The following is a 22,780-nucleotide window of genomic DNA, read 5'->3' on the forward strand; positions in this document are numbered from 1 at the left end:
GGCCTTCGGGCCGCCGTTTTTCGTTCACCGAAGGGTGAATTGTCTGTGAGGGGCAATGCCCCTATGCTCGCATCATGACCAAGTTTTTCCGTTGCTCCCTTGCCATTGCCCTCGTCCTTGCTGTTGCCCTCGGCCTGCCGTTATCCCGCACCGCCGGGGCCGATACCGTCAAGCAGGTGGATACGGTGCTGGAACTCTATACCTCGCAGGGGTGTTCCTCCTGCCCGCCTGCCGATGCGTTGCTGGGCGAGGTGTCTTCCCGACCCGGCATTCTGGGCCTGTCCTTCGCGGTCACCTACTGGGATTATATCGGCTGGAAGGACAGCTTTGCCGACCCCCGGAACGATCAGCGGCAAACCGCCTATCGGCAGCGCCTGAACGCCCGCTATGTCTATACGCCGCAGATGATCATCGCCGGACGGGATCACTTTGTCGGCTCTGACAGGGCCGCCCTTGAAAACAGCCTGCAAACCCACGCTGGCCACGGCAAAGACATGCCCCTTGTGTGGGACATGGACAGCGACCGCCTGCATATTCGCCTGCCGGCGCGGGATATTTCGGCGGTTATCTGGATGGCGGAACTGGACAACACCGGCACCGTTTCCATCCGGCGGGGCGAGAATGCCGGGCGCACCATCACCTATCACAACGTGGTGCATGATTTCCGCGCGCTTCGGGACTGGGACGGCACTGCCGGGACGGTGGAAATCGACCTCGCAACGCTTCGCCTGAAAAAACGCGACGGCTGTGCCATCCTGATCCAGAAAGACGGTCATGGCCCCATTCTGGCGGCCCTTGATATCCGGCTGGACTGACCACCGCCCAAGCCGCCTTGCCTTGGCCCCGACAACCAGCGTATAAAAAGACAATAATAAACAAGAATGGCAAGGTATGATGACAAAAGATCCCGCCCCCCTGAAGCCCGCTGCGACTGTCCTGCTAGTTCGGGACTGCAAGAAACAATCCGATTCCCTTGAGGTTTTCATGGTGGTCCGCCACCATCAGATCGATTTCGCCTCTGGCGCCCTGGTTTTTCCCGGCGGCAAGGTGGACCGCGGCGATTCCCACCCCGATCTTGTCCGTCACCTGCCGAAAGACCAGCCCGCGGACGATCCGCTACTATCGTTCAAGGTCGCCTCGATCCGCGAAGCGTTTGAGGAATGCAACGTCCTGCTGGCCCGCGAAATCGGGTCCTCCTCGCTGATCGGGCCGGACCGGTTGGAAACACTGGTCGACCAGTACCGCAAGGACATGCAGGCCGGTGCCATCGATATCCTGACCATGGCAAAGGCGGAAAATCTTGAGCTGGCCACGGATACGCTGGCCCACTATTCCCACTGGCTGACGCCGACCTTCATGCCGAAACGCTTTGACACCCATTTCTTCGTCGCCATTGCCCCGCCGGAACAACTGGCGGTTCACGATGGGGAGGAATCCGTTGATTCCGTCTGGATCGGCCCCAATGAGGCCCGCGAAGGGGCTCAAGACGGTAAATACACCATCATTTTCCCGACCCTGATGAATTTGGAGCATCTGGGCCGGTTTGGCTCTGCGGAAGAAGCCCTGCACCAGTCCGACACATCAAAAACGGTTTCCGTTCTGCCAAAACTGGAGGTCACCCCGGAAGGGAAGTTCCTGAACATCCCCGCCGAGGCCGGTTACAGCGTGACCCGGCGGCCTATCGACCCGATCATGGACAAGAAATAGGCCAACACCCCAATCCCTATAACAGGCCGAGTGCAAAGGTCAGCCCCTTGAACAGGTTGCCGACCATTGCATCGGTCTTGCGGGCCTCCTCGGCCCAGTCCCGAAGGGCACGCAACGATCCTTCACTGGCCTTGAACTCACTGGTCAGGGCCGTATAGCGGTCCGTTGTACCGGTCATGGCCCGGGCCTGAAGGGCCTGCACCTCCAGATAGACAATTCGCCGAAGATTAAGAAGATTGGCCGCCTTTTCCCGGGGCATCTTGCCAATATCCACATCCTCGAATTCCTGTTGCAGGGCCAGCAATCTGTGCAAGGCCGTTCCGTTATCGGTTTCGCTCATGGGTTACTCCGTTGTTGGTGACATCAGCAATGGCGCCGCCTTGCGGCTCTGGTCCTCGGCCCTCGCCACCAGAGAGAGGAAAGCATTCGCCCCCGCCCCATTGACCGGGCCCCGCCCTGCAAGGGCTGGATTACCGCCCTCCTCCTCCAGCACCGCTTTCATCTGGCCGTGGGTCTCGATCATTTTCATCAGGGCCATCTGGGCAAGGCGCAGCGCCTCATCCTGTTGACGGCCCGCCTCCTCCAGTTCCAGAATGCGCTCCACGATCGCCGGCTTGCGGCGCTTCTGCCGAGCGTCACTTTCATCCATCAAGGCAAGCCGCGACCGCCTCGTGGACAGATCAAACTTTACCGCCCGTTCCGTCAGGCCCCGCAAGCCCCCCCGGCAAAGTTGCAGGGTTTCAAGGGTCGGCGTCTCCATCAGGGCAATCGTCCCCAACTCACATTCCAGACTTTCATCCTGACTGGACCCAAGGTCATACACCAGCAACAGCCCCGCCTTTTCCACAAGTGGATGATAGGTCACCAGAACATCCCGTATCTTTTCCAGCGCCGTGTCACCGGTCAAGGCCATGGAAAGGCCCGATACCGTGGCCAGCAGATCGCGCTCCTGCACCCGTCCCAATGTCTGCTCCACGGAGAAATTTTCAGGACTGATCCGGGAAATTTCGCTCATATCCGCGACAAGATCGGGAAAGGCAGGGGGCGTCCCCACGGCCCCGCCGCTTGTCTGAACAGCTTTCGCATATTCATTCAGGGCCTGCAAAACGGCGCGCCGGGCATTCCGGTCTTCCTTGCCCAGCAGGGGCGGCGTGGTCACTTCCGGGTCGGACCCCAGTTCCATCTGGAAATCAATATTATGACGCAGGGCCTGCCGGTTGAGCTGTTCCGCCCGCTCATAATGCTGTTCCACAAGCGCCGTCAGGCGGCCAATCCCCCCGGCGAAGCCGTCAAACTCCGTCACAACACCGGACACTGTCTGGGCCGTACATCCTCCCAGCAAGACCACCAGTAGGACAGCAAGCCCCCCTCTCACACGGATGAACATTATATGGCTCCCGTTTCGTTTACCCGTTATTGGAAGTCCATATATAGGAAATACAATTTTAAATTGAATATCTTTTTTATTCGCACAAAAAAAGAGCGGCCCGAAAGCCGCTCTTACCGATAAAACGGATTTTGAAAAGACGCGTTTTACAGACCGGATGTCATGAACCGGGCCATCCGCTGGGAAAACGCAACCGGATCGGAAATCGGGTCGCCTTCAACGATATGGGCCTGATCCAGCAACAACAGGGCGGCATCCTCCGCCACATCGGACTGATTGCTATCCTGATCCAGCTTTTCGGCCAGTTTCAGGATCAGTTCATGCTTGGGATTGATTTCCATGATGCGCTGTGATGCGGCCCCGTCGAACTGGTTGTGGGCCTTCAGCATCTTCTCAAGATGGATATCCATATCGCCGTCATCGGCCACCAGACAGACCGGGCTGTCGGTCAGGCGAACGGATTCGCGCACATCCTTGACCTGCCCTTCCAGCGCTGTCTTGAAACAGGCAATCAGGGTGGACAGGTTGCGGCTCTCCTCCTGCGTGTCCTCCTTGTCGTCTTCCTCGGCGCTCTTGACCTTGTCCAGATCAGCGGACCCGCGGGTGACGGACTTGAACGGCTTGCCATCAAACTCGGACTGGCGGCTCAGCCAGAAATTATCGACCGCATCGTCCAGCAGCAGGACCTCGATCCCCTTGGCCTTGAAACCCTCGATCTGCGGGCTTTTGCGAAGGGCATTCAGGTCATCCCCGGAAATATAGTACAGGGCTTCCTGCCCGTCCTTCATGCGGGAGACATAATCGGCAAGGCTGATCGGGGTGTCGGATGCGGTGCTGTGGAACCGCGCCAGCTTCAAAATCCGGTCGCTGTTTTCCATATCCTCATAGATACCCTCTTTCAGGACGGCCCCAAAGTTGGACCAGAAGGCCAGATATCCGTCCGTATCCTTGCTGGCCCGCTTTTCCAGTTCGCCCAGCACCTTCTTGACCAGCCCGGACCGGATCTTGCGAAGAACCGGGTTGTTCTGAAGCATTTCCCGGCTGACATTGAGGGGAAGATCCTCGGAATCCACGATCCCCCGCAGGAAGCGAAGGTAAGGCGGGATCAATTCCTCGCATTCATCCGTGATAAAGACCCGCTTCACATAAAGTTGCAGCTTGGAGCTGCGCTCCGGATTGAACAGGTCGAACGGCCGCTGTTCCGGGATAAACAGAAGCAGGCTGTATTCAATAACCCCTTCCACCTTGCTGTGCAGGGTGATCCATGGTGTATCGAAGGCATGGGCCACATGGTGATAGAATTCGGTATATTGTTCGTCGCTGATCTCTGATTTCGGGCGGGTCCACAAGGCGCTGGCCGTATTCAGGGTTTCATCCTCGCCGTCTTCTTCGGTGGCTTTCAGGATCACCGGCAGGGCGATATGATCGGCGTAGGTCTTGACGACGGACCGAACCCGATGCGGATCCAGATATTCCGCCGCATCCTCCTTCATATGCAGGACAATGGTGGTGCCCCGGCCCGCACGCTCCGCTGTATCAATGGTGAAGGACCCGTGCCCGTCGGAAGACCATGTATGGGCCGTGTCTGAACCGGCCTTGCGGCTTGTCACCGTAACCTTGTCGGCAACCATGAAGGATGAATAGAAGCCAACGCCGAACTGGCCGATCACGCTTACATCCTTCGCCGCGTCCTCGTTCAGGTCCTTGACGAAGTTGGAGGTGCCCGACCGGGCAATGGTGCCCAGATTGTCGATCATCTCCTGTTCAGTCATGCCGATACCATTATCGGAAATGGTCAGGGTCCGCGCTTCCTTGTCGATCTCCAGCACAACCTTGAAATCAGGATCATCCTCGATCAGGTCCGGGGCCGTCAGGGCCGCGTATCTCAAGCGGTCGCAAGCATCCGAGGAGTTCGAGACAAGCTCGCGCAGAAAAATCTCTTTCTGGCTGTAGAGGGAATGGGCGACAATATGCAGAAGTTTAGCAACCTCAGCCTGAAACTCATGCGTTTTTTCCGTCATCTTTTCCAATCTCACATACTTTGAATTACGCTGCCCCTTATATGAAGAGTGACACCCGGGCGATCAAGTATTTCTGTGGCGAGGGGCCGGAAAAGTTCAGGGGAGGGGAAAAATAAGACCCACTCCGAGGGGCGCAAAAATTCGGAGTGGGCCTTGTGTGATCATCAACCGATGTGTGTAAATGGCTTTGATCAAATTTAAGCTTAGCCCTATTTGGAATGATCGTTCAAGCAAAATTTATCCCCTGTTGAGAATTATCCAGCCTGCACAACTTTTCACAAATTACACGCGATGGTCGTTCTTACCCGGAACACGCTCAAAAAGGGGTATGAAGAATGATCATCGAAACCACAGGGAAAACCGGCATCAATCCGGGGCATTCGCCCAAGCCGCTGTATGAACAGGTCAAGATTTATGTGAAATCACGGATCAAAAACGGCGACTGGCCCTGTCACAGCCAGATTCCGTCGGAACATACCCTGGTCCGAGAGATGGGAATCTCGCGCATGACCATTCACCGGGCCTTGCGGGAACTGACACAGGAGGGGGTTCTCGATCGCATACAGGGTGTTGGCACCTTCGTCGCCAAACCGCCCCAGGGCAGGATTACCGTTGAAATGAAGGATATCGATCAGGCAATCCGGGATGAAGGCCGCCTGCATCAGGCACAGGTTCATTTTCATCAGGCAGAACCGCTCAGCGCCGAAGACGCCCTGCCCCTTGGCCTTCACGAAGGGGACGAGGTGTTCCGATCCTACATTGTACACCGGGAAAACGGCCATCCGCTCATGCTTGAGGACCGCTTTGTCAATCCGGCCCTGCTGCCGGACTATCTCAAGCAGGATTTCTCCAGACTGACCACCAGCCGATATATTCAGGACAGCCTGTCCATGTTGTCCCATGAACAGACAATTCGCGCCGTCCTTTCCACCCCTGAAACCAGCCATTTTCTGGAGCTGGCGAGCACCGTCCCCTGTTTTCAGGTCAACCGGAAAACCTGGTCGGGCAACAAGATTGTCTCGATGGTCAGAATGGTCTATTCCGGCGACCGGTATCAGCTAACCTAGTATGCAAAGTCAGCGTCTTATCAACATGTTATCGCACGGGCAGACTTTTGTTTTACCTATACAATAGAGCTAATCCATGATAATGTGAACAACCGTAGACCTGAGATATATTTATTCTGATGAAAATTCTGATTGCCGATGACCATCCACTGTACCGCATGGCATTATGCGGCCTTCTGGAACAACTGGATGAAAACGCAAACATAATAGATTGCAACGATTTCACAGAACTTCGTGAAGAAATGTACAAGGACGGCCCCAAGCCGGATCTTGTCATCCTCGACATTAAAATGCCGGGACCGAAGTTCGACGATGTCCTCACCGGACTGAAAAAGGATTTTCCGGATATCCCGGTTGTTATCGTCTCCGCCTCGGAAGAATTACCGGATATGTCCAATGCCCTGAAACTGGGGGCGGACGGGTATATTCCAAAATCGTCGTCCCGGGAAATCCTTCTCAGCGCCATAAGATTGGTCCTTTCCGGCGGCAAATATATCCCTTCCCAGGCCTTTACCCTTTCTACATCCTCCCCCGAAAAAACAAAGAAAACCACCCCGCAGCCCTCATCCGGCAAAGCCACTTCCGGGACGGACAGCCTGACCCGGCGCCAGCGCAATGTTCTGGACCTGATGGCGCAGGGGCGGTCAAACCGCGAAATCGCAGAGGCCCTGAACCTTGCGGAAAGTACCGTCAAGGTTCACATCACGGCTATTTTCAGGACATTGGGGGTTTCCAACAGGACACAAGCGGTCTTGCAGGCGAAAGAACTGGTCTGACCCCAGACTTTTAGCCGGAACCGACAGAAAAAGCGGCGCTTATCCCCTGATCAGAGGGCGCGCGCCGCTGTCTGCCCGACCCCCTTGGCGCTGCTGGTATACAGGTTCTTGAGGGCATCGGTGACCAGTTCTTCACTGAAATGGGGCTTCTCGCCGCGGTATTTGCAGGCTGCCACCACCTGATCCACAATGAATTTTGGCTGATAGCAGGCCAGATCGAAACTGTTCCGCACCTGCAATTCATCAATGACGATATCCAGAATTTCAGCGGTCATTTCCAGCCCTTGTCCGGCGGCCACATTGCGGAAAATCTCGAAATACTGTTCCTTGTTCGGCCCCACCGTCTCCAGCTTGTAGGGGATACGTCGCAGGAAGGCCGGGTCCATCAGATCGTCCGGCGCCAGGTTGGTGGAGAAAATCACCAACTCATCGAAAGGAAGCTGGAAACTTTTCCCCGTATGCAGCTTGAGGAAATCAACGCGGCTTTCCAGCGGTACAATCCACCGGTTCAGCAGCTCTTCCGGGCTGACAAGCTGACGTCCGAAATCGTCGATGATAAAGGTTCCGTTCGACGCCTTCACATGCAGCGGGGCCTCGTAATATTTGGCGTGGGCATTGAAACTGAGGTCCAGCATTTCCAGCGTCAATTCACCGCCGGTAATCACGATCGGGCGTTCGCAGGGCACCCAGCGCCCGTCAAACTCCTCCCGCCGGAGACCGGTCCGGTTTTGCCCCGAACTGCCGGGCAGGACAGGTTTGTGAATGGCCGGATCGAACACCTTGACGATCTGTCCATCCACCTCAAAGCAATAGGGGATATAGATGATATTGGCGAAAATCGCCGCGACCTTTTCTGCGACCGTGGTTTTCCCATTGCCCGGCGGACCGTATAGCAGGATGCTCTTGCCCGCATTGATGCCCGGTCCCAGACGGCGCACAAAGTCATCAGCGACCACCAGTTTCTCGAAACTCTTGTCGATCTTCTGCTGCTCGACACGCTCATTGGAGATTTTCTGTTGCTCGATCCGCCGCTGATAGGCCCGCAAGGAAACAGGCGCCGGCCCCACATACTGGTTCTGTTGCAGGCTTTCCAGCGCGAACTTTCGCCCCAGTTCGGTCAGCACATAGCGGGTTTCCGAAAAGGCGGACTGATCTGCGGTGCCAAGGGATTCGATAAATTTCCTGTCGCCCCCTTCCTGCACCAGCCGGTTGACCACCGGAACCGGCAACTTGATCAGGGCTGCAAACTGCGAGGCGGTTTCCAGACTGTTGACATAAATGACCTTGAACAGCAGCCGCAGCAGGTCAGACGTGGAAATCTCGGTTTCCTCGATTGTCTTGGGGGCCTGCGGCGCCTCATAGACGACCTTGTCCACCTGATCCTGACTGATCACCCCCAGCGCCACCAGATTGTCGCCAAGGCGGCCGCCATATTCCTTCTGACGGTGCAGCGCCAGATCAATATCCTCCGGTGTCACAAGGCCATGCGCCATTAAAAGATCACCGATGAGCATCCCTGTCTCTCCATTCTGAAACATCGGACCACCGGAAGGCGGCCCCATTTGACCTGTTCATCCGGTTGTAGACGGGTTTCGTTAACGCCCGGTTAGAAACTCGGAAAAATTTGACAGACATCCCGCCCGGTTTCCGGCCCCGGACATGCTTTTGGTTTCCCAACCGGGGCAAAAGCGCCTATCCTGACCGCAACCTTAACGCAACCTGCGGGGACCGCCATGGACAGCTATAAAGCCCTTCTGACCATTTATTCCAATGACCGCGTCGGGTTGATTTCAACGGTAACGCAGCACCTGTTCGACAAGGGGATCAATCTGGGCGATACCAGCTTTGCCGTTCTTGGGCAGGGCGGTGAATTCACAAGCCTGCTGGAAGTCCCCTCCGATCTGGCCCCGTCAGAACTGGCCAGCGAACTTCGCAGCCTCGACGGTATGGAAGACGCGGAAATCGACGTCCGCCGGTTCTCCCTTCGGGGGACCACACCGCCGCCGACCACCATTACCCACCGGATCAAATGTTCAGGCGAGGACCAACCCGGCCTGTTGGCCCGCCTGTCCGAGGTTTTTATCGAATTCGATGCCAACATTGTCCGCCTGAAATCCGATCAGCATGAAACCGATGCCGGCACCCGCTATGTGTCCCGCTTTTCCGTCTATATCCCGGAAGCACGGGCCGAAAACTGCCTTGCCGCCCTGTACAACACGGCCACCGCCTTGGGGCAGGAATTTCGGGTGGACGCGGTTGAAACCTGACCCGGCCCCTTGAACGGAAGGGGGCATTCCCCCTTCCTGTCCAAAAGCCAAAACCCGAAGCCAGGCCTGTTCAGTCAGCCCCGATCAGGCGGTACGAACCGTTTTCAGGAAGTCGGCCACCTTGGTGTTCAATTCCTGTGACTGGTCCGCCAGACTGTTGGATTGCTCCAGCATCATATTGGCGGCCTGCCCGGTTTCGGATACGGAACGGGTAACATTGGAGATATTCCCGGTCACCTCTGTCGTGCCTGTTGAGGCCTCTACCGCGCTTCTTGAAATTTCCTCCGTCGAGGCGGATTGCTCCTCGATCGCGGCGGCAATCGCGGCGGAAATCTCGTCCATCCGGCGGATGGTGTCGGAAATATTCTGGATGGCCGTGGCCGATTCCTGTGTTGCCCCCTGAATGCCGTTGATCTGGGCGGCAATTTCCTCGGTCGCCCGCGCGGTCTGATTGGCGAGATTCTTGACCTCGGCCGCCACCACGGCAAAGCCCTTTCCGGCATCTCCGGCCCGGGCGGCCTCGATCGTTGCGTTCAGTGCCAACAGGTTGGTCTGCTCTGCAATATCCGTGATCAGTTCGACAACCTCCCCGATCTTCTGGGAAGATTGAACAAGGAACTGAATCTGGTCATGGGTATTGTCTGCCTGTCCGACGGCCTCGCTTGCCACCCGTGTGGACTGGCTGACCTGCTCGCTGATCTCGCGGATCGAGCTGGACATCTCCTCGGCGGCCGAGGCCACGGTCTGGACGTTATTGGAGGCTTGCTCCGCCGCGCCAAGGGCACTGGTGGTCTGCAGGTTTGTTTCTTCGGCGGTGGACAGCATTTGCCGGGAAGACGCCTGCATGTCCTGCGCCGCACTGGAAACCGCAGACGCAATCCCTCCGACGGACGCTTCGAACTCATCCGCCAGACGCATCAGGTTGGCACGGTTTTCCTCCGCCTGCCGTTGGCGTTCGGCTTCCGCCTCTCCTTCGCGGCGCTGTTTCTCCTGCTCCTCGCGGCGCTCCCGCTCCTGCTGCTCAATGGTATTTCGCTCCGCTTCCTCGCGCAGGCGTTCCGCCTCGATGGCGTTATCCTTGAACACCTGCATGGCCTTGGCCATTTCGCCAATCTCATCCCGGCTGCTGGCAGACGGAACCTCCGCATCCAGCTTGCCGTTGGCCAGCGCATTCATGGCGGCGGTCATTTTCAGGATCGGGTTGGCGATACTGTTTCCAATGACCAGCGCCAGTCCGATCCCGATCGCCAGCGCCCCCAATACACAGGCCGCAATCACCAGATAGGTATTGTTGACCGTTGACAGGCTGGCATCCTGACGGGCCGTCATTTCCTGATCACCGACCGCCTGGAATTCAGCCATGATCGCCCGGAAATCGTTGAAATATCCGGCGCCGCGGGCCTCCCCGACCAGATCCGCCATATCATCCATGGTCTTGGCATCGCCGATCCGGCGGCGCAGGGTAATGTTGCTTTCCGACACTTCCTGTTGCCAGCCGGCAATGGTTTGGGCGGCCTCCTGCAGCAAGCGGAGCTGTTCCGGGTCGTCCTTGACCCGCGCCTCAAGGTCCGTCACCGCCGCCTTGAAGGCATCGCTTCCTGTCTTGTAGGGGGCCAAAAAGGCCTCCTGACCGGACAGAAGGTAGCCCCGCATCCCGGTTTCCATATCCACCGCTGCTGTCAGAATGGCACCGGCGCCCTCAATCATGGCGTGGCTTTCAGATACTTTTTCCTCGTTGAGGATCATGGTCACCAGACCGGCCTCAACCTGCTGTTCTGCGGCGAAGGCATCGGATTTGCGGTAATGAATACGCTCGGTCTCCATCTGCGAAATGGAATTCAGAGCGTCGTTAAAGCCGTCAAACTGATCCTGCGCCACCTTTCTGGACAGGAAGACATTCAGGTTCAGCAGGCTTTCTGTCCCCTCGGCAACCCCTTTTCGAAGTTCAATCGCCGGTTTCACATACTGCTCGATCCAGTTATAGACGAACTCGTCCGCTTCCTTGACCTTGCCGGCATGTTTCTCGTCATTCTCCACGGTCAGGCCCAGAACTTCCAGTTCGGCAAACATCACATCCTCGGCGATCTGGTAATCCTCAAGGAAATTGGCATCGCCGCCGATCAGGTATCCCCGCAAGGCCGCCTGCATCTCCATTGTCAGGTGCTTGATGGTGGAAATGCCGGTCAGGATCGACTGGGTGCTTTCAACCGCCTCGGCGGTTTGCTTGACCACGGTATACTGTTGGTTGACATCTTCCTTGGCCGCAGCAAATTCCTTGCTTCTCTCAGCCAGACGGGTCCTCTCAACCTCGATAAAGCGATTGATCTGATCCCTGAACTTTTCGAAATAGACCTTGCCCTTGGCTTCACCGACGGTTCTCGCCATATCGTTCATGGTCGGTGCATCCCCGATCTGACGGCGGAGGCCAATGGTCGGCTCGGTCACATCGGATTGCCAGTTCCGCAAGATCTGTTCCGCTTTTTCAAGACGGGCAACCTGTTCGTCATTCCCGGCCACATCCTCTTTCAGATCGGCCAGCAACTGATAGGTCTTTTTCTCCCCATCGCGATAGGGTTTCAGGAAATCCTCCCGACCGGCGAGCAGGTACCCGCGCATCCCGGTTTCCATGTTCACCGCCGAGGCCACCGCCTCGGCCGCTCGCGCATTCAGGGCCCGCGCCTGATCCAGATTGGCATTGGTGCCGACCATGGAATTGATGTTGAAAACGGCGACAACCCCAAGAACGAACAGCAGAAGCAGCGGGGAACAGATGCCCACAAGGATCTTCCGCTTGGTCTTGAGGTTGGAAAATGACGAAAGAACTCTCTCATGAATAGAAAGTGAGCCGAACGCTTTCGCGGATTTGAGGTCTCCCATAATCCCTGTATCCTTTTATAAACCGCCCCTTACGCAACACGCACCGCAAACAGGGGTCCTCTCCCTCCCAGAAGAGTGCCGAAACGGCGTGAACGCCCTGTTTGAAATCGTTTGGGTTAATACTGCTATCAATTGATTAACATGAGATTAAAATAATCAATTTGAAAAACATATACCCGCAAACAGAAGGTGACGGGAGGGCCCGGCCCCGCTATTGTTCTGGCCGCCTATTGGAACCATGGAAAAAGCAACGACAAGAACAGGAAACCCAATGACGCAAAGACCCTATACAACCCTTCGAGTTCAAAGAACCGGCCATGTGGGTGAAATCATCCTCAGCCGCCCTCCCCTCAACCTGATCGACTACGACCTGACCTATGACTATCTGGCTGCCCTTGACGAGCTGGATAACGACAAGGATGTCCGTGTCCTTGTCCTGTCCGGCGAAGGCAAGGGCCTGTCCGGCGGGGTGGATCTGAAATTTCTGGAAAGTTTCGGCGCAACCGAAATGAAGGAATTTCTCTCGCTGTTTTACATCAAGACCGTGGAACGGGTGCGGGCCCTGCAAAAGCCCATTATCGCCTGTGTGCACGGATATGCCCGTGAGGGGGCCTGCACACTGGCCTTTGCCTGCGACATGATCCTTGCCTCGGACGATGCGGATTTCGGGTATCCCGGTGTGCCCAACCTTGCCGGCCCTCCCGGCATGCATGTATGGCACCTGCAAAAACTGATCGGGCGCATGCGGGCGGCGGAACTGATTTTCACCGGCGAGCCGATCCCTGCGGCCGAGGCGGCCAGTCTTGGCCTGATTACCAGAATGGTGCCCCGGGACAGCCTGCGGGACGAAACCCTGAAACTGGCCAACAAGATTGCCGACATGTCGCCGCTGGCCCTTCGGACCACGCGGGAGCTGATGTATCGGGTCGAGGACATGAGTTTCCGGGAAGTCCCGCCAACCGCCCTTGATTCTCTTGCCATGGCCTTTGCCTCGGAAGACAGCAAGGAAGCCCGCAAGGCCTTCATCGAGAAAAGAAAGCCTGTCTGGAAAGGCAAATAAACGATCCCCTCCCCGGTTTCGATCTTGAAAAAGTCAATGCAATGCCACCTGCATTAGAATATCATCAAGAACAAACATCGGTTCCGGGGAGGGAAATATATGGCACCGGCAAAGATACAAACCTATTTCAGACGTCCAATTGATTGCAGCCCCAACCAGCTTCGTGCCTTTACGCGCATCGTCATGGAAGGCGGCGAGGTGCCCCTTGCCAATCTGCAGCGCGGCATCCCCATGGCAGAGGTTCTGTTCTTTACCGGGATCGGCAACATCCTGATGGGCGTCGGGGCCTTCCGTTTTGCCCAAGCAGGCTATCACCGGTACCTGTTCGCCCAGGCGGGTGTGCCCGAAATGTATAACCCGGACAGTGTGGAAACCTGCTGGCTGTGTGTGTCCAAGCCCCACCGGGGCAAGGGGGTGTGGAAAGATGCCCGTGCCGCACGGCTGGCCTATCTTGGCAACCGTCCTGCCCACGGCCTGCACCGGGCCGCCAACGACCTGATCAGCCCTCTGGTGGAACCGTCCGGCTACGCGCAGGCGGGCACCCCGTTCCATTCGGATACCAGCGAGCATCTGCTGCGGCTGGTGGTTCTCAACCATGATCCCGAATATGACGCGGCAAAAGGCCTGATCTATGGCCCCCGGCACGCGCCGGTCGGGGCCGGAGCCGGAACCGGGGCCGAAGCCTGATCCCGCCCTGACGGCTGCCTCCGCGCCCGTGCCCTATTCTACTGGTTCCGGAGCCGGAACGCCCGGCTTCGCGCTCTCTCCGGTTTCGGTCATGAAGCGGGACAGGCTTTTCACCATGTCATCCACTTCGGAAAACAGGGCCGATGCCCCGATAAAGCCGTGATAGAGATCGGGATATTCCGTATGCTCGACCCGCGCCCCCAGATGGCGAAGCCGGTCCCGGATCATTTCCCCGTCATCCCGAAGCGGATCAAAACCGCAGGTCAAAATCCATGCGGGCGGCAAATTTCCGGCCACCGCATAATCAAGGGGGGCCAGATAGGGGTGCCCCTCTGCCATGTCTTCACTGACGAAATGGGCCATGAACCATTCCAGAAGTTCCCCCGTCAGGATCACCTTCTCATCCTTCAGGCGATCGCGGGACGGGGTGTCATGTACAAGGGCCAGCGGCGGATAGATCAGGCCCAGACTGCGGGGCCGGGCGCCAACCTCCCCGCGGGAAGCCCACGCTGCCACCAACAGGGACAAAGCCGCCCCCGCACTGTCACCGGCAACGGACAGGGCCGCCGGATCAAGGTTCAGATCAGCGGCGTTCTCCTGCACCCAACGCCACACATCAAGGGCATCCTCCATGGCGGCGGGAAAACGGTTTTCGGGTCCAAGGCGGTAATCAATTGCCAATACCGGATGCGCCAGTTCCCGCGCCAGTTTCCGGCACAACCCATCATGACTTTCCAGCCCCCCGATCACAAATCCGCCGCCATGAAAATACACAAGGCAGGGGCGGGCTTCCTGACCGGTCGCCTCGTTATCATACAGGCGGGCCGCAAGGGTGCGCCCCGGCAGGGAGATATCCATGTCTCGAACCTGCCGCACCTCGGGGCGCGGGCCATCGAACATCTCCACCGATTTATCATAGCCATTCCTCAGCAGCGCCGGTGTCCAGTGCTGGCTTGGAATGGACAAGCGTTCCTGAAGTTCGATCAGCCCTTGCGCCCGGGGTTTCAGGCGCCGCCCGTCAATTTCCGGCGCCCGGTCCCCCACCCGTTTTTCCCAATAGGCATCGCTGCGGGTCAGAAGGCGCGACCGCATCATCAGGAAATAGGGAATTTTTGCAATGAGACGAATGGCTTTTAACATTTTTCCTCCAGCAAGGAATATTCGCCAGCTTTCTGCTCGGCCGCCCTTATCTGATCATCGGATTTTGACTCAAGGATGAAATCCCCCATCCGAAGACGTAATTTTCTTTTCAGGAAATGCCCGGCAGACCGGGGATACAGGGTATGGATGCGACCGCTGGCCGCCTTGTACCAGCTTTTACAATCCGTGGCCCAGACGGTTTTCTCCAGATCTTTCTGCAATGTATCATTATGGGCCTCCACCACCTCTGCACGGGGGTGCAGCAACCGGGTGCGCCCGGCCTTTTTCAGCCCTTTCAGGATCAGCCTGATCTGGGCCTCGATCATGAACACCACGGATGTGGACCCCACACCGGTATTCGGCCCGGTCACAAAATACAGGTTGGGAAATCCGTGCACCATCGCCCCTTCATAGGCCTGCGGCGCGTCCCGCCACAGGGACTGCAGGGAAACCCCGCCCTGCCCCCGGACTTCGATGGATGTCATGTGGGCGTGCAAGTCATATCCGGTTGCCAGAACAAGGGCCTCCGCCCGGTGCCAGTTTCCGGCCCGGTCCACCACCCCGTCCCGCTCGATCCGGTCAATGCCGTCCGTCACCACCGTCACATTCTCCCGGTTGAGGGCCCCATAGAAATCATCGGAAATCAGGATCCGCTTGCACCCCATCTCATAGTCCGGCGTCAGTTTTTCCTGTAAATCCGGGTCCTTGATGGCGCGCCGGATATAGGCCCGCGTCTTGTCGGCAAGCCGCCGCCGCAACCATGACCGCCGCTTGAACAGGGGGGTCAGGACGACCTCGAATCGCCAGAACATTTTCCACCGCAACAGCTTCAACCGCCACGGTTTTTCCCGAAACAGCGCCTTTTCCGCGTCCGTATAGGCGCGGTCCATGCGCGGCAGGATATAATTGGGCGTCCGTTGGAACATGACGACCTTTTTGGCATAACGGGCAATTTCCGGGACCACCTGTACCGCACTGGCCGCGCTTCCGATCACCACCACCTCCTTGCCGGTCAGGTCCAGATCATGACGCCATTCCGCCGTATGAAAGGCCGGGCGCTCAAAATCGGACAAACCGGGCAAGTCCGGTACCGTCGGGATATTCAGGCCCCCGGACCCGATCACCACATGACGGGCCAAATATATGGCCCCATCCGGCAATTCCACCGTCCACAAGGCGGTATCGTCATCAAATGTAATCAGGTCCACCGGGCTGTTGAAGCGAATGCGGGGGGTAATACCATATTGATCGGCGCAGCGTTCCATATAGGCCTGTATTTCCGGCTGCGGGGAATAGATCCGGGACCAGTCCGGGTTGGGGGCAAAGGAAAAACAGTAGAAATGCGAGGGCACATCACAGGCCGCCCCCGGATAGGTATTCTTGTACCAGGTACCGCCGATGCCGTCGGTTTTCTCAAGGATCAGAAAGTCGGTCATCCCCTCTTCCTGCAGCTTGATCGCCATCCCGATCCCGGAAAAGCCCGACCCGATGATCAGGACATCCAGAACCCGGCCCCGGCCAGACTGTTTCCGGTCGGCCCCTCCTGCCGGCAGGTCCTTCGTTGATCCGGCCGCTCGCTCTTCCCCTAATCCTGCCCCCTGTTTCCCGATCTGAACATTCATACCCCGGCGCCCCATTTTTTATGATTATCTTTTGAACTTTATTCTAATCAAGGTACCCCGCATGGAAATTAAGTCAATTGTTTCAATCGGCAGCGTTCTGATGCGGTAGCCCGGCAAACAGAATTCCTTCCGCTGTGGAAACAAGTTCGTCCAGCATACCCGGACCGGCCCAGACCCGCCCCTCCCCCTTGCCTTGGCTGAGGGCGAATTCCCGGGCAGACAACGCCCCGAAAACATACTGCTGCAACAGGTAGAGGCGACGTTCCATTCGCCCCGGGTCCGTTCCCCTCATGAAATGTCGCAAATGATCCAGACACCGGTCATAGGCCACGTTGGCCTTCCCCTCGCCCACCGCATCCAGTAAAAATTCGGGTGTTTTCTGGTAGGTTGTGGTGAAAAGACGAACCGTACTGAACGCCCCCGGATCATCCGGCGGCATCACCGCACATTCAATCAGGATTTTCAGAACCTCCCGTGGCTGGTGCGGCCCACCCAAAGCCTCCATCCTGTCCAGAAGCTCTGTCCGGCGGGCCTCGATCAGGGTTGCTGCATCCAGCAGCAACTCTCGCGCCAGATCCTCCTTGGTTCGAAAATAGTAATGCAGGGAAGCCATATTCTTCTGGCCCGCGGCAACCACGATCTCGCGGACCGTCACGGCCTCAATCCCCCGTTCGGCAAACAGGCGCTGGGCGGCAATCTTGATCCGGTCCCGCGTTTTCAGTCTGTTATTTGTGGATGCCACAGCCCTCTCCCCATCCCGCCCCACAAAAGTCTCATAAAAGCAAACCCTTGTAAACCGGCGGGCGGCCTCTATCCTCAAAAGAAGAACGGGGCCGTAGCTCAGTCGGGAGAGCGCGTCGTTCGCAATGACGAGGTCAGGGGTTCGATCCCCCTCGGCTCCACCAGCCACCAAATATGGCAATAAAAAAGGCGCCGGTTAGGGCGCCTTTTTCAAGGATCGGAAATGGGATCAGCTTTCGTCAACCACGATCTTCATGTTCTGAAGGTCGGTTTCACTGAAAGGCTCTGTCCCGCTTGCTGTCAGATCAGAGAAGTTCTCGAACACGATCTTGAAGTCACTGACCCCGTCAATGGTCAGCTCCTGATTACCACCATTGTCGGTAATCTCGACCATGTTGGCACGGTTCTCGGCACCAACAATACCAAGGCTGTCGAACAGGGCATCCAGATTGACCTGATCACCTTCGGTCATGTCAAAGTCCTTGATGACATCCTCACCGTCGTTAGCAGACTGATAGACAAACCGGTCTGCACCGTCGCCGCCGAACAGGGTGTCGTCCCCGGCACCGCCAACGATATAATCATCGCCGCCTTCACCATACAGGGTGTCATCCCCGGCCATACCCACCAGTACATCGTCGTTTGCGGTACCGTGCATCAGGTCTGCCACGCTGGTACCTGTCCAGTTCAATGGCATGTGAGACGCATCCTCCCCGACATGAACGGTCAGGTTGGCGGTATCCGTATCCCCGCTGATATCCGTCAGGGTATAGGTAAAGACTTCCTCCTCCACACCGCTGACATTATCAGGCGCGGCATAGCTGTAGGACCCATCGGCATTGATCTCGAAGGTTCCACCAAGGACCGTGGTGAAGGTCACCGTCCCGTTGACCAGGGTATAAACAGTTCCGTCATGCTCAACGGATGTCAGTTCCGTACCATACTCAACAAAGTCCGTGGCGCCCCACCAGTCGTCGCTGGCAGCATCGTTCATCGGATCGCTGAGAACGTTGCCGGTAACAACCTTCTCGACAAGGCCGGTCGTGTTCAAAACCACATTGTCCACATTCAAGGTGGAAATCCCATTGCCGTTGTTCATATCCACAACACCCAGGATCACCTGATAGCTGCCGCTGGACGGGATGGTCAGGGTCTGCTGACCGGAACCATCACTGCCAACCCGCAGCGTTCCGGTGGTAAGAGCCCCCGTATCCATGTTTTTCAGGATATAGAAGGAACCGTCCGCCGGGCCAAAATTGCTCTGGTCGAAGGACCAGTCGAACGTAACCGTATCCCCAGTCGTTGCGGCAAAGGTATCGATGACAATGGCAGAGCCTTCGTCCACATTATTGAGACCGGAAATCCCCTCAATTGTGCCTGTCGGCAAGCCGAGGTTACTTTCGAGGGATTCTGGTGACATTGCACCGCCCCACCAATTAGTGGAAACCTCCCCCTCGCCGCCGCTCAGACCTCCATCCCCAAACTCATCCCATCCGGAATTGTCGGAGAAGTCTTCCAGAACAACCGAAACGTTCCCCATGCCAGATTGCTCAACATAGGCCGCATTGTCATAGGCTGCCGGGGCGTTCGGAACAACGTCAACATCGATGTCAATGGTGCCGACGGCCTGGTCACCATCCCAGTCCTCCAGCGTATAGCTGATGGTCGTGTCAACACCGCTGACCGTATCATCCACCCGGAATTCATAACTTCCGGTATCGAAATCAAACGTGAACAGGTTACCATTGGCATCGGTCGCTTCCAGAACCGTACCCGTCACCTCCGGCGAGTTCACATCATAGGTGTTGCCAAAGACGGTGATATCCACGATACCGCCGGCTCCGTCCGCACCGTAATGCCCGCCGGCTGTTCCGTCGAAGATATTGCCGGATACCACATCCAGGATGGTGTCGGTCAGGGTAGCCGCAAGCTCACTCGGGTCATCCACAACCAGAATATTGGCAGAGGATGATCCCGGATTTTCCGGATCATAGGAAACACCCCGCAGATCATTATCCGATGTCGGGTTGTTGATATCCCCACCAATGGCAACCGCGTAGGACTTCACGCCATTGGCGGCGACAAAGTTCTGCCAGCTGCTGCTGTTGAACGAATCTTCGTTATGTTTACCGTCAGACAGGAAGTAAGCCAGCTTCTGGGTTCCGGGTGCCTGATCCCCCGCGAAGAAGGTTTCAAGGCCGGTCCGCATTCCGTTGACCGCATCGTTGTAGTTGGTGCCGCCACTGACGCCCTGCTGCTGAGCCCAACTACTGTTTGAGAAGTCAATATCGTCCACAGCATCCATGAAGGACGCAAGGTCGGTAAATTGACCGATGACAAAGCCGCCATCTGCGAAGACGGACAGTGAGATGGAGACATCCCCGCCAGCCGCGAACAATTCTGTTGCCAGTTCGATGGCAGCAGCCTTGGCCGTATCAAGACGGGTGTTGGTGCCGTCATGCCTGTCGTCCATGCTGGTGGAAATATCGATGCTGATCGCGACATTGTAGTCGGGCAGCGAGATTTCACCGGTATGCTGGTGGTTCACTGCGGCCGGCACATCATCGACGATATCGATGGACACAACCCCGTCATGGGTGTTGCTGCTGTAGCTGACACCGAGGGTGATGACATCGTCACCGCCATCCGCATCCACTGCCGGATGATCGATCGGACCTTTCAGTTCAAACTCGTAGTCACCGGACGTGCCGGGCTTCAGGGTCAGAACGAAAACCTCACCGGCAGGCGTGGAGCCCACAAGTTTGTGCCCCCCGTTCTCCACGGTAATATCGATCGGCGTCCCGTGGGATGTCAGGTCAGACAAGGATTTTGTCTCGCCGTTAATGGTGATTTCAACATCACCATCCCACTTGAAGTTGTTGGCCTGATGGTTGACACCAAAGCTCTGCTCTGACAGTTCCGCATCGCTGTTCGGATCGGAACCGACAACATCCAGAGCCATTTCACGAACCGCAAAGGCCATGTTCAGGGTATTGGATGCCGCTTCAACCGTAATCGTTACCGTATCCTCGGTCACGGCCACGTTGTTGGTCAGATCGGATTCCTCGTCGCCTGCAAGGTTGGTTTCCTCGGCAACCGTATAGACCTTGATATCAAAGTTGGTATCGGAAGGCATATTTTCCGGTGCAATCAGAACCGCATTGCCAATGGCCGTATTCCCGATCATGAGCGCGTCGGCATCCACCTTGATATAGGTGCCGTCCGGAATGCCGTCCGGGCCGTTGCCACCGCTATAGGTCACAAGCAGCGCCGGATTCTGGGCTGTAAAGCCAGCCGGAACCTCAACAAGGAAGTAATGAACCTCGGACCCGTCCGTGACATCGCCGAAGGTTCCCTTCAGGGTGACACCGAACTGCTCACCGCTGTCCACATTGGTTCCTGTGGAGGTGGTGATTGTCAGGTTTTCAATCCCGGAAGAGCTGACATCGCTGTTGTCGATGGTAAAGGTCGAGGTCAGAGTGGATGTATCCGGGTCGATTTCAAAGACATTGCCCGGGTTGGTCCGCTCAATTACCCAAATCTTGCCATTTGTACCATAGGCAATGCTCTGGATATCCGGGTTCCCCGGAATCTCGATCTGGTTAGACAGCGTAATTGTACCACCCGATACGGTCATCTTGTACGCATAGGTATGGGCGCCATCATTCACCACGGTCCAGAACTGGTTATTGGCGGTATCATAGGCAAGACCGTCAACCTTTGTCCCGCTCAAGGTCGCAATATTTGTTGCCGCGCCCGTGGTCGGGTCTACGGCAAACATCTGGCTTGTGTTACCACTGGTGGAAATCACATAGAACTGGCCATTGGCATAGGTCGCCCCCGCCTGATCCGAAATGACATCCCCCAGGGACAGATCAAACGCATTGACAACCGTGACATTTCCGGAACCGTCCACGGTGGACGGATCCAGTGTCACCACATGACCAGAGGTTGTAATACCGTACAGATATCCGTCTGCTGAACCCAGAGCCTCAAAATCGGAACTTGAGTAAGAAGAAGCACCAATCATGTAGTTGATCGTCCCGATGGCGGTCGGCGCGATATCCGGATTGGAACTGTCCAAATCGACAGAATACAGTGTCGTGTTATTCCCGCCACTGGACCCCGCGATAAAGTAGGCAACACCATTTGTGGCAATCCCCATTTCCGTTCCTGTCGGCAAGTCGGCAACCGCATCCACTTCAATGACGAAATCGCCAGTGGCATTGCCGGTCTGACCGCTGTCCGGATCAACGAAATCAATGTCGAAATCAATGGATACATCTTCGTCAGAATCCGCATCCACCGTAACCTCGATACCGGTACCGGCATTCCAGGCAGCAAGCTGTGTGGTCGTCAGGGCCGTGCCGCTGGTGATGGCCACACCGTTAATGGTGACAGTCACACCAGAGAAGGTCAGCGTCGCACCGGTGACTTCTTCGTTGTCTGCCGGTGTGAAGACATCTCCCACAGCGATGGAAACCTGCTGATCTGCGGATACCCGTCCGGTATCATCCTGATTGGCATCGTTATCCTCAGCAACAGAGCGGGTTCCGCCAACGGAACCACCCGCCGTATCAGAACTGACAGAAATGGTGACCGTATGGACATTTTCTTCAGACGTGTTGTCTGCAATATCATCTTCCACACCACTTCCCACAACAGTCCCGTCAGGCGTGTTGGCTTCTTCGGTTGTGGTCTTGATGGAAACAGTCACATCCCCGTTAAATCCGGGAGTTGTCGTCACGTTGAAAGAATCCACCAGTGAGTTCCAGCCAGCGATATCCTCTGTTGTCCCTGTAAAGGTCCAGGGACCTGTACCGGATACGGAAATTCCCGCAGGCAGCGTCCATCCAAGGGACGCTCCCTGGTTCACCTCAACAACCATGGTGACAAGTTCGGAACCGTCACCATCCGCACCGCCAAAGTCGGTACCGTTTGTTGTGGAATTGGCAAAGCCAGCCGGGTTCAGAACGGCGCTCAAATCCCCGATATCAATCGGATCATTGTTGGCTTGAACCACACTGATTGCGGCATCGCCGCCAACATTCACAGCATAGTCCAGAACCGCGTCCACCACGATGGTCTTGGTTTCCCCGCCATTGCCAGTTTCAGTCGCGTCCGTTTTATCCTTGGCATAGGCCGTGATGGTGGCAGACAGGTCCGCGTCGCTATCCTCAACCGGGGCATCCAGGGTGAAGGAGCTGCTGAAGCTTTCCAGATCCGCACTGTTATTGAAGATAATCGTGATGGTGGTGGCACCTGTAACAGGATCAACGCCAACCGCAACCGTGCCATCCCCGGCAAGGTCCGCTGTAATGGCAGACACATCCACATCGCCTGCACCCACACCCGGCAGGGTGATCACGACGCGGGTCAGTTCATCGGTGCTGTCACCAGATGCCGCGCTGAAGTTGATAACATTGTC

16 protein-coding genes and 1 tRNA gene are annotated in these 22,780 nt (G+C 56.8%); 8 read left to right on the forward strand and 9 right to left on the reverse strand.

The features are described from left to right. The first annotated feature begins 74 nt into the window (after positions 1-74). Both FQB27_RS15910 and FQB27_RS15915 read left to right on the forward strand, forming a co-directional pair. Positions 75-815 (forward strand): DUF1223 domain-containing protein, encoded by a 741-nt coding sequence (locus tag FQB27_RS15910; RefSeq protein ID WP_169562056.1) that lies wholly within the window; start codon positions 75-77, stop codon positions 813-815. Positions 816-891: 76 nt separating this feature from the next. Continuing rightward, entirely contained in the window at positions 892-1,707 is an 816-nt protein-coding gene (locus FQB27_RS15915) for an NUDIX hydrolase (protein ID WP_169562057.1), read from the forward strand. 16 nt (positions 1,708-1,723) lie between these two features. Here FQB27_RS15915 and FQB27_RS15920 read toward each other — a convergent pair whose 3' ends face one another. The 3 genes from FQB27_RS15920 to htpG form a co-directional block, all read right to left on the reverse strand. Then, the gene (locus tag FQB27_RS15920; RefSeq protein ID WP_169562058.1) at positions 1,724-2,047 is read right to left on the reverse strand and encodes a hypothetical protein; all 324 of its coding nucleotides are present in this window, start codon (positions 2,045-2,047) and stop codon (positions 1,724-1,726) included. Positions 2,048-2,050: 3 nt separating this feature from the next. After that, a complete protein-coding gene (locus FQB27_RS15925; protein ID WP_169562059.1) occupies positions 2,051-3,094 on the reverse strand; it encodes a hypothetical protein in 1,044 nt (347 codons plus the stop codon). 146 nt (positions 3,095-3,240) lie between these two features. After that, positions 3,241-5,115, reverse strand: a complete 1,875-nt coding sequence (gene htpG, locus FQB27_RS15930; RefSeq protein ID WP_169562060.1) for a molecular chaperone HtpG — start codon at positions 5,113-5,115, stop codon at positions 3,241-3,243. 335 nt (positions 5,116-5,450) lie between these two features. Here htpG and FQB27_RS15935 point away from each other — a divergent pair, with 335 nt between their 5' ends. Beyond that, a complete protein-coding gene (locus FQB27_RS15935) occupies positions 5,451-6,182 on the forward strand; it encodes a UTRA domain-containing protein (RefSeq protein ID WP_169562061.1) in 732 nt (243 codons plus the stop codon). 119 nt (positions 6,183-6,301) lie between these two features. Further along, complete coding sequence (locus tag FQB27_RS15940) at positions 6,302-6,958, forward strand: LuxR C-terminal-related transcriptional regulator (protein ID WP_169562062.1); 657 nt, start codon at positions 6,302-6,304, stop codon at positions 6,956-6,958. A 50-nt stretch (positions 6,959-7,008) separates the two neighbouring features. On the opposite strand, the gene FQB27_RS15945 is transcribed toward FQB27_RS15940, so the two are convergent. Then, positions 7,009-8,472, reverse strand: coding sequence for a cyclic di-GMP-binding domain-containing protein, MshE-related (locus tag FQB27_RS15945; RefSeq protein ID WP_169562063.1), 1,464 nt, complete (start codon positions 8,470-8,472; stop codon positions 7,009-7,011). 219 nt (positions 8,473-8,691) lie between these two features. On the opposite strand from FQB27_RS15945, the gene FQB27_RS15950 reads away from it, so the two are divergent. After that, the gene (locus FQB27_RS15950; RefSeq protein ID WP_169562064.1) at positions 8,692-9,225 is read left to right on the forward strand and encodes a glycine cleavage system transcriptional repressor; all 534 of its coding nucleotides are present in this window, start codon (positions 8,692-8,694) and stop codon (positions 9,223-9,225) included. Between the two features lie 84 nt (positions 9,226-9,309). On the opposite strand, the gene FQB27_RS15955 is transcribed toward FQB27_RS15950, so the two are convergent. Continuing rightward, positions 9,310-12,003, reverse strand: a complete 2,694-nt coding sequence (locus FQB27_RS15955) for a CHASE3 domain-containing protein (protein WP_169562065.1) — start codon at positions 12,001-12,003, stop codon at positions 9,310-9,312. Between the two features lie 370 nt (positions 12,004-12,373). Here FQB27_RS15955 and FQB27_RS15960 point away from each other — a divergent pair, with 370 nt between their 5' ends. Together FQB27_RS15960 and FQB27_RS15965 are read left to right on the forward strand one after the other, a co-directional pair. Continuing rightward, entirely contained in the window at positions 12,374-13,162 is a 789-nt protein-coding gene (locus tag FQB27_RS15960; RefSeq protein ID WP_169562066.1) for an enoyl-CoA hydratase/isomerase family protein, read from the forward strand. A gap of 99 nt (positions 13,163-13,261) precedes the next feature. Next, positions 13,262-13,849 (forward strand): hypothetical protein, encoded by a 588-nt coding sequence (locus FQB27_RS15965; protein WP_169562067.1) that lies wholly within the window; start codon positions 13,262-13,264, stop codon positions 13,847-13,849. A 33-nt stretch (positions 13,850-13,882) separates the two neighbouring features. On the opposite strand, the gene FQB27_RS15970 is transcribed toward FQB27_RS15965, so the two are convergent. The 3 genes from FQB27_RS15970 to FQB27_RS15980 all read right to left on the reverse strand — a co-directional run bounded on the left by FQB27_RS15970 (position 13,883) and on the right by FQB27_RS15980 (position 17,353). Continuing rightward, a complete protein-coding gene (locus FQB27_RS15970; protein ID WP_169562068.1) occupies positions 13,883-14,989 on the reverse strand; it encodes an alpha/beta hydrolase in 1,107 nt (368 codons plus the stop codon). Then, complete coding sequence (locus FQB27_RS15975) at positions 14,983-16,611, reverse strand: flavin-containing monooxygenase (RefSeq protein ID WP_169562069.1); 1,629 nt, start codon at positions 16,609-16,611, stop codon at positions 14,983-14,985. Before FQB27_RS15975 ends, FQB27_RS15970 begins: the two co-directional genes overlap by 7 nt. 82 nt (positions 16,612-16,693) lie before the next feature. Beyond that, positions 16,694-17,353, reverse strand: a complete 660-nt coding sequence (locus FQB27_RS15980) for a TetR/AcrR family transcriptional regulator (protein ID WP_169562070.1) — start codon at positions 17,351-17,353, stop codon at positions 16,694-16,696. A gap of 87 nt (positions 17,354-17,440) precedes the next feature. Between FQB27_RS15980 and FQB27_RS15985 the strand changes: the two genes are divergently transcribed. Then, a tRNA-Ala gene (locus tag FQB27_RS15985) sits at positions 17,441-17,516 on the forward strand. Positions 17,517-17,581: 65 nt separating this feature from the next. Here the strand turns inward: FQB27_RS15985 and FQB27_RS15990 are convergent. Continuing rightward, on the reverse strand, positions 17,582-22,780 hold a 5,199-nt coding region (locus FQB27_RS15990; RefSeq protein ID WP_169562071.1), incomplete at its 5' end, for a type I secretion C-terminal target domain-containing protein.

Source organism: Sneathiella chinensis, from assembly GCF_012720115.1.
Lineage (GTDB): Bacteria > Pseudomonadota > Alphaproteobacteria > Sneathiellales > Sneathiellaceae > Sneathiella > Sneathiella chinensis.

Excerpts from the sequence above, each read along its gene's own strand:
- FQB27_RS15910 (WP_169562056.1), top strand. The coding sequence starts at position 75 with ATGACCAAGTTTTTCCGTTGCTCCCTTGCCATTGCCCTCGTCCTTGCT.
- FQB27_RS15970 (WP_169562068.1), bottom strand. The coding sequence starts at position 14,989 with ATGTTAAAAGCCATTCGTCTCATTGCAAAAATTCCCTATTTCCTGATG.
- FQB27_RS15920 (WP_169562058.1), bottom strand. The coding sequence starts at position 2,047 with ATGAGCGAAACCGATAACGGAACGGCCTTGCACAGATTGCTGGCCCTG.
- FQB27_RS15950 (WP_169562064.1), top strand. The coding sequence starts at position 8,692 with ATGGACAGCTATAAAGCCCTTCTGACCATTTATTCCAATGACCGCGTC.
- FQB27_RS15960 (WP_169562066.1), top strand. The coding sequence starts at position 12,374 with ATGACGCAAAGACCCTATACAACCCTTCGAGTTCAAAGAACCGGCCAT.
- htpG (WP_169562060.1), bottom strand. The coding sequence starts at position 5,115 with ATGACGGAAAAAACGCATGAGTTTCAGGCTGAGGTTGCTAAACTTCTG.
- FQB27_RS15965 (WP_169562067.1), top strand. The coding sequence starts at position 13,262 with ATGGCACCGGCAAAGATACAAACCTATTTCAGACGTCCAATTGATTGC.
- FQB27_RS15925 (WP_169562059.1), bottom strand. The coding sequence starts at position 3,094 with ATGTTCATCCGTGTGAGAGGGGGGCTTGCTGTCCTACTGGTGGTCTTG.
- FQB27_RS15940 (WP_169562062.1), top strand. The coding sequence starts at position 6,302 with ATGAAAATTCTGATTGCCGATGACCATCCACTGTACCGCATGGCATTA.
- FQB27_RS15975 (WP_169562069.1), bottom strand. The coding sequence starts at position 16,611 with ATGAATGTTCAGATCGGGAAACAGGGGGCAGGATTAGGGGAAGAGCGA.
- FQB27_RS15915 (WP_169562057.1), top strand. The coding sequence starts at position 892 with ATGATGACAAAAGATCCCGCCCCCCTGAAGCCCGCTGCGACTGTCCTG.
- FQB27_RS15935 (WP_169562061.1), top strand. The coding sequence starts at position 5,451 with ATGATCATCGAAACCACAGGGAAAACCGGCATCAATCCGGGGCATTCG.
- FQB27_RS15945 (WP_169562063.1), bottom strand. The coding sequence starts at position 8,472 with ATGCTCATCGGTGATCTTTTAATGGCGCATGGCCTTGTGACACCGGAG.